Annotated in this window: 11 protein-coding genes and 1 pseudogene; 11 read left to right on the top strand and 1 reads right to left on the bottom strand. The window is 41.7% G+C overall.

The window, feature by feature from the left end; genetic code table 11:
* Window positions 1–311 precede the first annotated feature (311 nt).
* The 3 genes from gatC to gatB are packed head-to-tail and all read left to right on the top strand — an operon-like array spanning window position 312 to window position 3,519.
* A complete protein-coding gene (gene gatC / locus KHQ79_RS16795) occupies window positions 312–602 on the top strand; it encodes an Asp-tRNA(Asn)/Glu-tRNA(Gln) amidotransferase subunit GatC (RefSeq protein ID WP_003219442.1) in 291 nt (96 codons plus the stop codon).
* 15 nt (window positions 603–617) lie between these two features.
* Window positions 618–2,075 carry an Asp-tRNA(Asn)/Glu-tRNA(Gln) amidotransferase subunit GatA gene (gatA, locus tag KHQ79_RS16790; protein WP_003240095.1) on the top strand — a complete coding sequence of 486 codons (1,458 nt, stop codon included), beginning with the start codon at window positions 618–620 and terminating at the stop codon, window positions 2,073–2,075.
* 13 nt (window positions 2,076–2,088) lie between these two features.
* The gene (gene gatB / locus KHQ79_RS16785; RefSeq protein WP_225516171.1) at window positions 2,089–3,519 is read left to right on the top strand and encodes an Asp-tRNA(Asn)/Glu-tRNA(Gln) amidotransferase subunit GatB; all 1,431 of its coding nucleotides are present in this window, start codon (window positions 2,089–2,091) and stop codon (window positions 3,517–3,519) included.
* On the opposite strand, the pseudogene KHQ79_RS16780 reads toward gatB, so the two are convergent.
* A pseudogene (locus tag KHQ79_RS16780) lies at window positions 3,516–4,404 on the bottom strand (TetR/AcrR family transcriptional regulator). The gene gatB and the pseudogene KHQ79_RS16780 overlap by 4 nt on opposite strands.
* A 131-nt stretch (window positions 4,405–4,535) precedes the next feature.
* Between KHQ79_RS16780 and srfP the strand changes: the two are divergent.
* The 8 genes from srfP to KHQ79_RS16740 all read left to right on the top strand — a co-directional run bounded on the left by srfP (window position 4,536) and on the right by KHQ79_RS16740 (window position 16,057).
* The gene (srfP, locus tag KHQ79_RS16775; protein WP_225516169.1) at window positions 4,536–7,694 is read left to right on the top strand and encodes a surfactin resistance protein SrfP; all 3,159 of its coding nucleotides are present in this window, start codon (window positions 4,536–4,538) and stop codon (window positions 7,692–7,694) included.
* Window positions 7,695–7,845: 151 nt separating this feature from the next.
* Complete coding sequence (locus KHQ79_RS16770; protein ID WP_003219448.1) at window positions 7,846–8,757, top strand: diacylglycerol kinase; 912 nt, start codon at window positions 7,846–7,848, stop codon at window positions 8,755–8,757.
* 56 nt (window positions 8,758–8,813) lie between these two features.
* A complete protein-coding gene (gene rlmD, locus KHQ79_RS16765) occupies window positions 8,814–10,208 on the top strand; it encodes a 23S rRNA (uracil(1939)-C(5))-methyltransferase RlmD (RefSeq protein ID WP_225516168.1) in 1,395 nt (464 codons plus the stop codon).
* Between the two features lie 419 nt (window positions 10,209–10,627).
* Window positions 10,628–10,942, top strand: a complete 315-nt coding sequence (locus KHQ79_RS16760) for a hypothetical protein (protein ID WP_225516166.1) — start codon at window positions 10,628–10,630, stop codon at window positions 10,940–10,942.
* Between the two features lie 58 nt (window positions 10,943–11,000).
* Window positions 11,001–11,399: a hypothetical protein gene (locus KHQ79_RS16755; protein ID WP_225516164.1), complete on the top strand. Its 399-nt coding sequence runs from the start codon at window positions 11,001–11,003 to the stop codon at window positions 11,397–11,399.
* 88 nt (window positions 11,400–11,487) lie between these two features.
* Entirely contained in the window at window positions 11,488–13,305 is a 1,818-nt protein-coding gene (locus KHQ79_RS16750) for an N-6 DNA methylase (RefSeq protein ID WP_225516162.1), read from the top strand.
* A gap of 57 nt (window positions 13,306–13,362) precedes the next feature.
* Window positions 13,363–14,859 carry a type I restriction-modification system subunit M gene (locus tag KHQ79_RS16745; RefSeq protein ID WP_225516160.1) on the top strand — a complete coding sequence of 499 codons (1,497 nt, stop codon included), beginning with the start codon at window positions 13,363–13,365 and terminating at the stop codon, window positions 14,857–14,859.
* Window positions 14,846–16,057, top strand: a complete 1,212-nt coding sequence (locus KHQ79_RS16740) for a restriction endonuclease subunit S (RefSeq protein WP_225516158.1) — start codon at window positions 14,846–14,848, stop codon at window positions 16,055–16,057. The genes KHQ79_RS16745 and KHQ79_RS16740 overlap by 14 nt, the downstream gene beginning before the upstream one ends.
* Window positions 16,058–16,060: the final 3 nt, after the last annotated feature.

The following is a 16,060-nucleotide window of genomic DNA, read 5'->3' as shown; positions in this document are numbered from 1 at the left end:
CGGGTGCACTTGGTAACTTAACCTAACAAAGTATTCCCGGCCATTCAAGCGATGAAACATGGATCATCAGAGGGAAATACCGCTGCTAACCTAGAAGGGAATAAAGATTAAAACGCTTTCAAAAAATAATTAAAGTAAAAATTTTCAGAAAAATATTTCGTTTCTCCTTCGCCTCTTTTTAGTATAAAATATATAGGGTATTGTCTCGAAAACACAGGCCTGTCCTAAGGCGTTTTGTTGCTTTAAAGGGCTTGTTTTTGATATGATCAGTATTATATGACTTAACGGAGAAATATGTGGAGGTGGATCATATGTCACGAATTTCAATAGAAGAAGTAAAGCACGTTGCGCACCTTGCAAGACTTGCGATTACTGAAGAAGAAGCAAAAATGTTCACTGAACAGCTCGACAGCATCATTTCATTTGCCGAGGAGCTTAATGAGGTCAACACAGACAATGTGGAACCTACAACTCACGTTCTGAAAATGAAAAATGTCATGAGAGAAGATGAAGCGGGTAAAGGTCTTCCGGTTGAGGACGTCATGAAAAATGCGCCTGACCATAAAGACGGCTATATTCGTGTGCCATCAATTCTGGACTAAAGGAGGGACACAAGAATGTCATTATTTGATCACAAAATCACAGAATTAAAACAGCTCATACATAAAAAAGAGATTAAAATTTCTGATCTGGTTGACGAATCTTATAAACGCATCCAAGCGGTTGATGATAAGGTACAAGCCTTTTTGGCATTAGATGAAGAAAGAGCGCGCGCGTACGCGAAGGAGCTTGATGAGGCGGTTGACGGCCGTTCTGAGCATGGTCTTCTCTTCGGTATGCCGATCGGCGTAAAAGATAATATCGTAACAAAAGGGCTGCGCACAACATGCTCCAGCAAAATTCTCGAAAACTTCGATCCGATTTACGACGCTACTGTCGTTCAGCGCCTTCAAGACGCTGAAGCGGTCACAATCGGAAAATTGAACATGGACGAATTTGCCATGGGATCATCTACTGAAAACTCAGCTTACAAGCTGACGAAAAACCCTTGGAATCTGGATACAGTTCCCGGCGGTTCAAGCGGCGGTTCAGCGGCTGCGGTTGCTGCGGGAGAAGTTCCGTTCTCTCTTGGATCTGACACAGGCGGTTCCATCCGTCAGCCGGCATCTTTCTGCGGCGTTGTCGGTTTAAAGCCTACATACGGACGTGTATCCCGTTACGGGCTGGTCGCATTTGCGTCTTCATTAGACCAAATCGGGCCGATTACCCGTACGGTTGAGGACAACGCATTCTTGCTTCAAGCGATTTCCGGTGTAGACAAAATGGACGCTACAAGCGCAAATGTGGACGTGCCTGATTTTCTTTCTTCATTAACTGGCGACATCAAAGGACTGAAAATTGCGGTTCCGAAAGAATACCTTGGTGAAGGTGTCGGCAAAGAAGCGAGAGAATCTGTTCTTGCCGCGCTGAAAGTTCTTGAGGGCCTCGGGGCTACATGGGAAGAAGTGTCTCTTCCGCACAGCAAATATGCGCTTGCGACATATTACCTGCTGTCATCTTCTGAAGCGTCAGCCAACCTTGCACGCTTTGACGGCATCCGCTACGGCTACCGCACAGACAACGCGGAAAACCTGATCGACCTTTACAAGCAAACGCGCGCTGAAGGTTTCGGAAATGAAGTCAAACGCCGCATCATGCTCGGAACGTTCGCTTTAAGCTCAGGCTACTACGATGCGTACTACAAAAAAGCGCAAAAAGTGCGTACTTTGATTAAGAAAGACTTCGAAGACGTATTTGAGAAATATGACGTCATTGTCGGACCGACGACACCGACACCTGCGTTTAAAATCGGTGAAAACACGAAAGATCCGCTCACAATGTACGCAAACGATATCTTAACGATTCCGGTCAACCTTGCCGGCGTACCGGGAATCAGCGTGCCATGCGGTTTAGCAGACGGACTTCCGCTCGGCCTGCAAATCATCGGAAAACACTTTGACGAAAGCACTGTATACCGTGTTGCTCATGCATTTGAACAAGCGACAGACCATCATAAAGCAAAACCTGAATTGTAAGGGGTGAAAAGAATTGAACTTTGAAACGGTAATCGGACTTGAAGTCCACGTCGAGTTAAAAACAAAATCAAAAATTTTCTCAAGCTCTCCGACGCCATTCGGCGCGGAGGCGAATACGCAGACAAGCGTCATTGACCTCGGGTACCCGGGTGTCCTGCCTGTTCTGAACAAAGAAGCTGTTGAATTCGCAATGAAAGCCGCTATGGCGCTCAACTGTGAGATCGCAACAGATACGAAGTTTGACCGCAAAAACTATTTCTATCCGGACAACCCGAAAGCGTATCAGATTTCTCAATTTGATAAGCCAATCGGCGAAAACGGCTGGATCGAAATTGAAGTCGGCGGAAAAACAAAACGAATTGGCATCACACGCCTTCACCTAGAAGAAGATGCCGGAAAACTGACGCATACAGGCGACGGCTATTCTCTTGTTGACTTCAACCGCCAAGGAACGCCGCTTGTTGAGATCGTGTCAGAGCCGGATATCCGCACGCCGGAAGAAGCATACGCGTATCTGGAAAAGCTGAAGTCCATCATCCAATATACAGGCGTTTCTGACTGTAAAATGGAAGAAGGCTCACTTCGCTGTGACGCCAATATCTCTCTTCGCCCGATCGGCCAAGAGGAATTCGGCACAAAAACAGAATTGAAAAACTTGAACTCCTTTGCGTTTGTTCAAAAAGGCCTTGAGCATGAAGAAAAACGCCAGGAGCAGGTTCTTCTCTCCGGCGGCGTTATCCAGCAGGAAACACGCCGTTATGATGAATCAACGAAGAAAACCATTCTCATGCGTGTCAAAGAGGGATCTGACGACTACCGTTACTTCCCGGAGCCAGACCTTGTCGAGCTTTACATTGATGATGAATGGAAGGAACGCGTAAAAGCAAGTATTCCTGAGCTTCCAGATGAGCGCCGCAAGCGTTATATCGATGAGCTTGGCTTGCCTGCATATGACGCGATGGTTCTTACGCTGACAAAAGAAATGGCTGATTTCTTTGAAGAAACCGTTCAAAAAGGCGCTGAAGCCAAACAAGCGTCTAACTGGCTAATGGGTGAAGTGTCAGCTTATCTGAACGCCGAGCAAAAAGAGCTTGCTGACGTTGCGCTGACACCTGAAGGCCTTGCCGGCATGATCAAATTGATTGAAAAAGGAACCATTTCTTCTAAGATCGCGAAGAAAGTGTTTAAGGAATTGATTGAAAAAGGCGGCGACGCTGAGAAGATTGTGAAAGAAAAAGGCCTCGTGCAGATTTCTGACGAAGGCGTGCTTCTGAAGCTTGTCACAGAGGCGCTTGACAACAATCCTCAATCAATCGAAGACTATAAAAACGGGAAAGACCGTGCGATCGGCTTCCTTGTCGGACAGATAATGAAAGCGTCCAAAGGACAAGCCAACCCGCCGATGGTCAATAAAATCCTGCTTGAAGAAATTAAAAAGCGCTAATAAAAAAGCAGCCCGCAGGGGCTGCTTTTTTGATGGTCAAATCGAGATGAAGACAGAGATCAGAGCCCGAAGCTTTTCAACTTCTTTGTCATTGGTCCCGGTCAAATTGGACAGCATGCCTTTAATAATCGGCTTGCGCGGTTTATCCTGAGACAGTTCTTCCTCGATGACATCCAGCGACACGACGATATCCTCAGGCAGCGTGCTGCTTTCTTTTATTTTCTGTATGTCCTCAAGCAGCTGATCTTTCCCCGCAGGCATCGGGCTGAAAATGTCTTTTGGCACAATGGGATTGAGGGATGAACGGCTCAGCCCCTGTACGAGGTCATCCAATCTCTCGATGATAAAGGCTGAAATTTCTTCTGCATCGATATTGAGCTCTCCGTTAAATACCATCACATTCATATAGGAATGCACAATGCCCCTTGCCATGATGGAGAGGTCTGCGACGTACCGCTCGATTCCTTCGCCATAGGACGCCAGCAAGGCGTTCCGGTACAGTTTATCCGTCTCCGCGGTTACTTTGTAAAAGTATTGCTTGATTTCTTGATTCTCCGGAATGATATTCTCGGTAAGCAAAAGAACGATAAAATCTTTATGATCACGGAAATCATCAAATTGAGCGCCAATTTGTTTTTTTAAAACTTCCTTAGGCGGTTTTCCGGCGAGATTCTCTTCTATATTCTTCATTTTTTTCATAGACATGCCAATGTAATATTCACAGGCAGATAACAGCAGCGCTTCTTTTGATTTGAAGTGCAAATAAAAAGCGCCCTTCGAGATACCGCATTCACTGGCGATTTCCTGGATCGTCGTAGCTGCGAATCCTTTTTTCGCAAATAAATGAATGCTGGTTTTTATGATTCTCTCTTTTTTTTCATTCATGACGTGCTTCCCCTTAATCCTTGAAAAATTTAGTAAAATTTTCTGGTATATGAGTTGACGTTGTTGCATTATAACGTTTAGTATTATATAGAATGACCAGTCAGTCAATAAAAAATGTAATGGAGGATATGATGAATCACGTTATTAATTTCGTTCTGAAAAACAAATTCGCCGTATGGCTGATGACGATTATTGTAACAGCAGCCGGATTGTATGCGGGTATGAATATGAAGCAAGAATCCATTCCTGACGTGAACATGCCTTACCTGACGATCAGCACGACATATCCGGGTGCGACCCCAAGCCAAGTGGCTGATGAGGTGACCAAACCGGTTGAACAAGCGGTGCAGAATTTGGACGGAGTCAGCGTTGTGACGTCAACGTCCTACGAAAACGCATCGTCAGTCATGATTGAATATGACTATGAGAAAGATATGGACAAAGCGAAAACAGAAGCGGCTGAAGCCTTAGAAAACGTCAGCCTGCCTGATGACGCGAAGGATCCGGAAATTTCACGCTACAGCTTGAACTCTTTCCCGATTCTGACGCTGAGCGTGTCCAGTGATAAAGACAACCTGCAAGAACTGACAAAACAAGTGGAAGACAGCCTCGTTTCTAAGCTTGAAGGCATAGAAGGCGTTGCTTCAGTCCAAGTATCAGGCCAGCAGGTGGAAGAGGTTGAATTCTCTTTCAAAGAAGACAAACTGAAAGAATACGGCCTTGATGAAGATACAGTCAAACAAGTGATTCAAGGTTCAGATGTGACAACTCCGCTTGGATTGTACACATTCGGAAATGAAGAAAAATCTGTCGTCGTCAGCGGCGATATCGAAACAATTAAAGATTTAAAGAATATGAGAATCCCGACGGCATCAGCTTCAAGTGCAGGCAGCAGCGCAGCATCACAAGCGGCGGCGCAGGGTGCGCAAGCAGCTCAAAGCGCGCAAGCGGCAGCACAGGCGCAGCAAAGCGCAAGCACAGATGTGCCGACGGTTAAGCTTTCTGACATTGCTACAATGAAAGATGTGAAAAAAGCTGAGTCCGTTTCGCGCACAAATGGCAAAGACAGCATCGGCATCAACATCGTCAAAGCAAACGATGCGAATACAGTAGAGGTTGCTGACGATGTCAAAGATGAGCTGAAGCAGTTCAAAGAAGACCATAAAGGCTTCGACTATAGCGCAACACTCGACATGGCAGAGCCGATCACACAGTCAGTTGACACGATGTTAAGCAAAGCCATTTTCGGTGCTATTTTTGCGATTGTGATTATTCTCTTATTCTTAAGAGATATCAAATCAACATTAATTTCGGTTGTTTCTATTCCATTATCACTGCTCATCGCACTTCTTGTGCTGCAACAGCTTGATATCACATTGAATATCATGACGCTCGGCGCAATGACTGTTGCAATTGGACGGGTTGTCGATGACTCTATCGTTGTTATCGAAAACATTTACCGCCGCATGAGACTCAAGGATGAGCCGCTCCGCGGAAAAGCCTTGGTTCGTGAAGCGACGAAGGAAATGTTTAAACCGATCATGTCATCAACGATTGTGACAATTGCGGTATTCCTGCCGCTCGCACTTGTAGGCGGACAAATCGGTGAGTTGTTTATTCCGTTTGCCTTAACGATTGTTTTTGCGCTTGCCGCATCCCTGGTGATTTCGATCACGCTTGTGCCGATGCTGGCGCACAGCCTGTTCAAAAAATCATTAACGGGCGCGCCAATCAAAGCGAAAGAGCACAAACCTGGCAGACTTGCAAACATCTATAAAAAAGTATTGAACTGGGCGCTGAGCCACAAATGGATCACGTCTATCGTCGCCATTCTGATGCTGCTTGGAAGCTTGTTCCTCGTACCGTTAATCGGTGCCAGCTACCTGCCGTCCGAGGAAGAAAAAACGATGCAGCTCACATACAGCCCAGAACCGGGTGAAACAAAAAAAGAAGCCGAAGATGAAGCTGAAAAAGCGGAAAAAATCCTGCTTGACCGTAAGCATGTCGATACGGTTCAGTATTCATTAGGCTCTGGCAGCCCGCTTGCCGGGGGAGATTCAAACGGCGCGTTATTCTATATCAAATATGAAACCGACACGCCTGATTTTGATAAAGAAAAAGACAACGTGCTGAAGGAAATCCAAAAGCAATCTGACCGCGGAGAATGGAAGTCACAGGACTTCAGCTCTTCAGGCAATAACAATGAATTAACATACTATGTGTATGGCGATTCTGAAAACGACATTAAAGACACGGTCATAGACATTGAAAAAATCATGAAAGATGAAAAGGATCTGAAAAACGTAAACTCAGGCCTTTCCAGCAAATACGATGAATACACATTTGTCGCTGACCAAGAAAAATTAAGCAAACTCGGTTTAACTGCGTCTCAAATTTCTCAGGCCTTAATGACACAAACATCACAAGAACCGCTCACAACCGTGAAAAAAGACGGCAAAGAGCTTGATGTGAACATTAAGACGGAAAAAGACGAGTATAAGAGTGTGAAAGATTTAGAGAACAAAAAGATTACTTCTGCGACTGGCCAGGAAGTCAAAATCGGCGATGTCGCAAAAGTGAAAGAAGGATCAACCTCTGATACTGTTTCCAAACGTGACGGAAAAGTCTATGCAGATGTCACGGGTGAGGTTACATCTGACAACGTCACAGCCGTATCAGCTGATGTCCAGAAGAAAATTGATAAGCTTGACCTGCCTGATAACGTAACGATCGATACAGGCGGGGTATCAGCAGATATCGCTGATTCCTTTACGAAGCTCGGTTTAGCGATGCTGGCAGCAATAGCGATCGTTTACCTCGTGCTTGTGATTACATTTGGCGGAGCACTAGCGCCATTTGCGATTCTGTTCTCATTGCCGTTCACAGTCATCGGTGCCCTGGTCGGACTTTATGTATCAGGTGAAACGATCAGTCTGAACGCAATGATCGGTATGCTCATGCTGATCGGTATCGTTGTCACGAATGCCATTGTCTTAATTGACCGCGTCATCCATAAGGAAGCGGAAGGACTGTCTACGAGAGAAGCGCTCTTAGAAGCCGGCTCTACACGACTCCGTCCGATCCTGATGACAGCCATCGCGACAATCGGCGCCTTGATTCCGTTAGCGCTAGGCTTCGAAGGCGGAAGCCAGGTCATTTCAAAAGGACTTGGCGTAACGGTTATCGGCGGCTTAATCAGTTCGACGCTCCTAACGCTCTTAATCGTGCCAATCGTATACGAAGTATTGGCGAAGTTCCGCAAGAAAAAACCGGGAACGGAAGAAGAGTAAAAAAACAAAAAGCCTCAGCTCTGCTGAGGCTTTTGTGCGTTTTCACCTGTAAGATTATGTACATTTTGTTGCGATTTTTTTAACTCATAGTATAATTAAAGGTTGTTAGTGTAAAAATGGATCGGATACTCTTAAGTAGGATGATGAGATAATGAAACGTGCACGCATAATATACAATCCGACTTCGGGACGGGAGATCTTTAAAAAGCATCTTGCCCAGGTCCTGCAAAAGTTTGAACAAGCCGGCTATGAAACCTCCACCCATGCCACGACATGCGCAGGAGACGCAACGCACGCCGCCAAGGAAGCGGCATTGCGTGAGTTTGACTTAATCGTTGCGGCAGGCGGAGACGGAACGATCAACGAGGTCGTCAACGGGCTTGCGCCTTTAGACAACCGTCCGACACTCGGTGTGATTCCTGTCGGTACAACGAATGATTTTGCGAGAGCGCTCAATATTCCGCGTGAGGATATTTTAAAAGCGGCAGATACGGTCATTAACGGCGTTGCCCGCCCGATTGACATCGGACAGGTCAACGGCCAGTATTTTATCAATATCGCCGGCGGAGGCCGTCTGACGGAGCTGACGTACGACGTGCCAAGCAAACTCAAAACGATGCTCGGCCAGCTTGCCTATTATTTAAAGGGAATGGAAATGCTGCCTTCACTTCGTCCGACAGAAGTCGAGATTGAATATGACGGCAAGCTGTTTCAAGGTGAAATCATGCTGTTTTTGGTCACGCTGACAAATTCCGTCGGCGGGTTCGAAAAACTCGCGCCAGATTCCAGCCTGAATGACGGCATGTTTGATTTGATGATACTAAAGAAAGCAAACCTTGCTGAATTTATCAGGGTCGCAACGATGGCGCTCCGCGGCGAACACATCAACGACCAACACATTATTTATACAAAAGCGAACCGCGTGAAAGTCAATGTATCAGAAAAGATGCAGCTGAACCTGGACGGCGAGTACGGCGGCATGCTGCCGGGCGAATTCGTGAATCTGTATCGACACATTCACGTCGTCATGCCGAAGGAGAAAGCGGAACAGCTGGATGACTAAAACTTGGCTTGAATAGGCCAAGTTTTTCTTTCGCTTAAAACAAGAGGTGAACATACATGAAAATGAAACCCCCAGTAGAAAAAAACGAATACTACGACGTGACATTTGAGGATTTGACCCACGAAGGAGCGGGCGTCGCAAAGGTTCAAGGCTTCCCGATCTTCGTGCCGAACGCCCTGCCGGAGGAAAAAGCCCAAATCAAAGTGACACGCGTCAAAAAAGGCTTTGCTTTTGGCCGCCTAATTGAGCTGAAGGAAGAGAGCCCGCACAGAACCGACGCCCCGTGTCCGATTTACAAACAATGCGGAGGCTGCCAGCTTCAGCACATGACCTATGAAGGCCAGCTCTTGTTTAAACAGAAACAAGTCAAAGACGTCTTAGAACGGATCGGCAAGCTGGACCTGTCAAACGTCACCGTGCACCCGACTCTCGGCATGGAAGACCCGTGGAACTATAGAAACAAAGCACAGGTGCCGGTAGGAGAACGGGAAGGCGGACTCGTCGCCGGATTTTATCAGCAAAGAAGCCATGACATCATCGACATGAGCGCCTGCCTGATCCAGCAATCCAAAAACGACGAAGCCGTCCAAGCCGTCAAAGACATTTGCGCCAAATACGGTGTCAAAGCCTACAACGAAGAACGCCACAAAGGCTGGCTCCGCCACATCATGGTCAGATACGGCGTCGTTACGGGTGAAATGATGATCGTCTTCATCACAAGAACAAACGACTTTCCGCACAAAGCGAAGATCATCGAAGACATCACAGCACAATTCCGGCATGTCAAATCAATCGTGCAAAACATCAACCCAAACAAAACAAACGTCATCTTTGGGAACGAAACAAATGTCATCTGGGGCGAAGAATACATCTACGACCTCATCGGAGACGTCAAATTCGCCATCTCCGCCAGATCGTTCTACCAGGTCAACCCGGAGCAAACAAAAGTGCTCTACGACAAAGCGCTTGAGTACGCAGAGCTGCAAGGTGAAGAAACCGTCATCGACGCCTACTGCGGCATCGGAACGATTTCTCTCTTCCTGGCAAAGCAGGCGAAAAAAGTGTACGGCGTTGAAATTGTACCGGAAGCAATTGAGGACGCAAAGCGAAACGCTGAATTAAACGGCATCACAAACGCAGAGTTCGCGGTCGGTGAAGCGGAAACCGTGATTCCAAAATGGTATGAAGAAGGTATCACGGCCGATACGCTAGTCGTCGACCCGCCAAGAAAAGGCTGCGACGAAGCCCTCCTGCGGACGATTGTGGAGATGAAGCCGAAGCGTGTAGTGTATGTGTCCTGTAATCCGGGTACGCTTGCGAGAGATTTGCGGGTGCTTGAGGATGGCGGGTATGCGACGCGCGAAGTGCAGCCTGTGGATATGTTTCCGCATACGAATCATGTTGAGGTAGTATCGCAGATGATTTTAAAAGAAGAAGCAGGTTCCCGGTAAGGGATAAACCTGCTTCTATTCAAATGTTGGGGCGACAAATCGGTAATGACTAACCGGTGTGCCGTCTTCTTTTACATCGATTCGATTTATCAGACGATGTAAGATTTCATAAAGATTCGGAGCTTTCTAAGAACACTATTCATTGATGTTTCTTTCTCCTTTAGATATTAAAAAAACGCAGAATTACATAGCCTACTATTCATTTAAGTGGCTAAGTAACCGCTTATTGAAGGCTAAATGCTATTTGGAGGGGAAACGTATGAAGCCGAGATAATCACTCTAATTACGACAAACAATAAGGGCTAAATTATTTATTAAAAATAAATTATAAAAATATTAAAAGTTACTATTTACAATACTAACTTTATGTATTATAGTTAATGTAAAGAAACAAACAATACTGAAAGGTGGAATGTTTAATGAACTACTTTGATTTTAAATTACAGGATGCTACAAAGGTTTGTGTGGATGCATTACATTTACGTGGATTTCAGGTAAAAGAAACAAATGGCTGTATCGAATTTTTAGCTTCAAGTTCTAAAGAGGATGTAAAACATGCTACGATGATTTTAAATAAGCTAGATATTCCATTTATAATGCAGGCTAATAACCTAATTGAAGTGTTGATCACATTTCTCCCATTAAGTATTTATAATAAAGTAGCTCGTTTTGGTGGGGGAGACCGTGTGCAATCCCTTATGCAGAATGTCAAACACACTGGCGCTATTTCCTGAATCACACGTTTGGGATTTGAATAAATGCGTTGGCGGTTGAATACAATATGCTTCTTTTGTGAAAGCTGCAAATTTAGCAGGGATTCGAGTATTATCTGGTTGTAACGGTCATAAACGTAACTCACCAAGATTCCAAATCACGGGTGTTTATTATGGTGCTTGGTTTGAAACAGTCCAACAATTATTTATGAAAGATTTATTACTAAATTATGAATGGAAAGTGTTCTATCAAGGAGAAACTAAAGCAGAGATTCGTGCTATTGGAACGGAATGGGATATGGACCGTATTCATCAAGACACAATGAAAATGGCAGAATGTTTACAAAAAAATGCTCAAGCAATCCGTGATCTTAAATCCAAAGCATTTGGTAGACAGAATGTAGAGATAAAACAATTGGTAAATCAACAAAAATATAATGATTTAGTTCAATGGATGATAGAGTGCGCAATGAAATAGTTGCATTTAATTTTTAATCGTAGTAAATTAGTATATATAATACTAACTTTTTATATAGTGAATAAAAAAAGGAAGTGGGTTATTCTAAATGAAAAAAGAATTGATAAATTTTTTAGATAAACATCGAGGGACGCTATCGCCTCAACAGCAATTACAAATAGGATCACTAATCGTATCGATTGGAGATAGCAAAATGTTAAGACAAATTGCGAGTTCAATAAATGTTGTAGAACAATTAGAAGCATCAATTGAAACTTTATCATATAGTCAATTCACAACAGAGAAACTTCAGCGAGATTTATATCAATTCAAATCCAGTATCTCTGTAAGTATGTTAGTAGATATTATCTTAGATTACGCCAAGTTACTAGAAGTAAGAGACCCATTAACAATATATGATGAACTAATTGAATTAACAGAAGAAAAGCTTGGTGGTTTAGTTTCAGTAAAAGCGACACAACAACAAACAGAGATTGTAAAACAGTATTTCAATATACAAGAGCATGAAACAGTGTTTAGTGGTCGTATTGGAAAAGGAATTGAACTAACAGATATATTACAAGACAAAACACGAATTTCAATCTGCAGTCAAGATTTTGCAGTAGATGATTTGGTTATTGCAGAAATACGTTTATATTTAGCTGGTTTTAGAAATGTTCAATTAAAGCAAGCCAACATTTTAACAACCCCAGCTTTTGATAGCCAATATTTTGATTTTATTTATGATACACCACGTTTTGGATATAAACCTACATCCGAAGAAATGGATCAATTAAAGCGCGATCCTCGATTTAGCTATTATGGTGTACCTTCTCGAATGAATGCAGACTTAGGTTTTATGGTTGCTGGTATTCAAGCACTAAATGATAAAGGTAAAGGAGCTTTCTTCTTTACAACAGGTGCGCTTTCACGTAGTGGAGCAGATGGAAAAATTCGTGAACGATTAGTAACAAATGACGTAATCGAAGCGGTAATTGAATTCCCCGGAGGTTTCTATGCCCCAGCAACAGGTATTACCTCCGTTTTAGTATTAGTGAATAAAGCAAAAATGAACCATGCACAAGATCAAATTCTATTTATTAATGCAGCAGCATTATCGGAAAATATCCGTAGGAAAACAATGCTAACAGAAAAAGGTTTAGAAGAGATTTTATCAATTCTTTCAGAACGTAGAGAAGTTAAAGGTATTTCAAAAATTGTGGGAACAAATGAATTACATGATTATGAACTTGTACCAAGCCGATATGTTTTTGAAAACGAAATGGATTTAGATATGTACGGTACTGTTGAAGTAGATTTAAATGCGTTGGAAAAATTAAATACTATTCCATTACACAAAGTTGCAACGATTTTTCGCGGCTATAATGCATTACCAAAAGATGAGAACCCTAATGGAAATGTCGCAATGATAAAAATCTCAGATATAATAGATGGTGAGATTCAAGCCGATAATTTAACACGATATGATTTAGGGGGACGTGTGAAGATAGAAAATTATCGACTTCAACAAGGAGACATTGTGCTATCAATTAGAGGACAATTAAAAGTAGCTATTTTTGAGAGTGAACGTGATGATGTACTTCTTTCACAAAACTTTATTGGTATACGTTGCAATAGAGATATGGACCCAGTATTTCTGAAATTGTATTTAGAATCGCCAACCATGCAATTCATTATGCATAACAAACTAACTGGTTCAACAGTGTTGAATTTACCACCGAAAGATATCGAAGAATTTAAGATTCCAGTTTTACCTTTGGAACAGCAGCAACAAATTGTTGCAAGTTATCAAAAACAACAAGCTGAATTAAAAGCTGAATTAGAAAAAATTCAGTCAGAATTAAAGAAATCTAAATTAAATGCATTTAAACAAATGGGCATTCAACAAACATTTACCTTAAAATAATAAATAACAGAAAGGTGTCTATTCTGATGGGCATCTTCCTATAATGGAGGTCATTACATGATAACAGGCGAAATTAAAAATAAAATCGATGGGATTTGGACAACGCTTTGGACAGAGGGCAATACAAATCCATTAACAAATATTGAGCAATTAACTTATTTGCTGTTCATTAAAGGATTAGATGAAAGCGAATTGCGTAAAGAAAAGGATGCAGCTTTTTTAGGCTTAAAACATAGAGGGATTTTTTCTGAAATGCCAGCTGATTTTACAGAAATACAAAAAGAGCATTGGCCAAAAATGCGCTGGACTCAATTTAAACAACTTCCTGCTGAAGAAATGCATCAAGTTATGATTGCGACTATCTTTCCGTTTATTAAAACATTAGGCGGCATAGAAGATTCTGCGTTCTCTAAATATATGAAAGACGCTTCTTTCATGATTAATAAACCAGCAACACTTCAAAAAGTTGTTACTGCTCTTGATAGTATTCCAATGGAAGATCGTGATACGCAGGGAGACATCTATGAGTATCTATTATCAAAGTTACAAACGTCTGGTACAAACGGACAGTTCCGTACACCACGTCACATTATCAATATGATTGTCGAATTGATGAAACCAACACCTGAAGATACTATCATTGACCCAGCTATGGGGTCGGCAGGATTCTTAGTATCAGCAAGTGAATATCTACGTAAAAATCACAACGATTTATTCCTTGTTGAAGGTTTAAAGGAACACTTTCACAAAAATATGTTTTATGGAAATGATATGGATACAACGATGCTGCGTATCGGTGCGATGAATATGATGCTACACGGTGTAGATTCACCAAACATCGAATATCGAGATTCGTTATCGGAAGACAATAAAGAGACGGAGAAATATACACTAGTATTAGCCAATCCGCCATTTAAAGGATCATTAGACTATGAATCGGTTTCGAATGACTTATTAAAAATCGCGAAAACAAAGAAAACTGAACTACTATTCTTATCCTTATTTTTACGTATTCTAAAACCGGGTGGCCGAGCAGCGGTTATCGTACCAGATGGTGTATTATTCGGCAGTTCCAATGCTCATAAAGCCATCCGTAAAGCAATTATTGACAACAACAAACTGGAGGCAATTATTTCAATGCCAAGTGGTGTGTTCAAACCTTATGCTGGGGTATCAACAGGGATTATGGTTTTTACCAAAACAGGTACAGGTGGAACAGAAAATGTTTGGTTTTATGATATGAAGGCGGATGGATATTCACTAGACGATAAACGGACACCAATTGAAGAAAATGATATTCCAGATATAATTGCACGTTTCGGGAATTTACAAGGTGAAGCAGAACGAAAACGGACAGAACAATCATTCCTTGTGACAGTCGATGAAATTCGTGAGCAAGGGTATGACTTGTCGATTAATAAGTATAAAGAAATTGAGTTTGAAGAAGTGGAATATTCTAGTCCTCAAGAGATACTAAATAATGTTAATGAAATGGAGAAAGAGATCCAAATAAGCTTGAAAGAGTTGGAGGGTTTATTGAATGCCAACTTATAAATTAAAGGATTTAGTTCAAGAAGTCATTAGTGGTGAGTGGGGTCAAGAAGTTACAGGTGAAATGACAGGAGTAAAAGTTATTCGAACAACAAATTTTTCAAATTCAGGAAAGATAAATATAAATAAAGATATTGTATTTAGGGATATTGATGTAGATAAAGTAGAAAAAAAGAAACTTATAGTTGGAGACACCATTATTGAAAAATCAGGTGGTAGCCCTGAACAACCTGTTGGCCGAGTTGTTTACTTTGAAGAGGATGATCTCTATTTGTGTAATAACTTTACAAGTATATTAAGACCAAATAGAGAATTAATTTTACCTAAATATTTTATGTACTTAATGTTTAATTTATATCGTACTAGGAAAGTTCTAAAATTCCAAAATAAAACTACAGGTATTATTAATTTAAAGTTAGATCAATATTTAAACCAGACTAAGGTAACTATTCCTTCAATGAATATTCAAATGAAAATTGTCAAAGTCCTAGATCATACATTTGAGGTTATAAATAAACGTCAATCCCAAATTACAGCATTAGAAGAATTAACGCAAAGTGTTTTTTTAGAGATGTTTCAAGATAATAAAGATTCTTCAAAAGTGAGTATAGAGCAAGTTGTAGATTCGATTGAAGCTGGTTGGAGTGTTTCGGGAGAAGAACGTGCAAAAGAGGAAAAAGAAACTGCAGTTTTAAAGATAAGTGCTGTTACAAAAGGATACTTTAATGACAACGAATACAAAGTGTTAAATCCAAATATAGAAATAAAAAAAGCAGTTTATCCTCATAAGGGAGATATCTTATTCAGTCGAGCAAATACAAGGGAACTAGTTGGAGCTTCTGCTATTGTTCCTAAAGATTATAATGATTTAATTTTACCCGATAAGCTCTGGAAAATTAATTTACGTAAAGAAATAATTACACCGGAATATTTTCATACAGTTATAAACTCAAAGAAAATCCGTAATGAATTTTCGAAAAATGCGACTGGAACTAGTGGATCTATGTTAAATATTTCAATGCAAAAATTTAAAGGAGTGGAAATCAATTTACCTTCCATTGAAAAACAACAATTGTTTAGTAAGAAATTTAATAAAATTCAGCAAATGAAGCAAAATTTAATAAATTCACAAGAAGAGATAAATGTTCTGTATCGTTCACTACTCCAAAAAGCCTTCAAAGGTGAACTGTTTCAACAATAAGAG

Origin of the sequence: Bacillus sp. TSO22, assembly GCF_020223595.1 — a bacterium.
Classification (GTDB): domain Bacteria; phylum Bacillota; class Bacilli; order Bacillales; family Bacillaceae; genus Bacillus; species Bacillus inaquosorum.
This window is presented reverse-complemented; position numbering and strand designations above follow the sequence as displayed.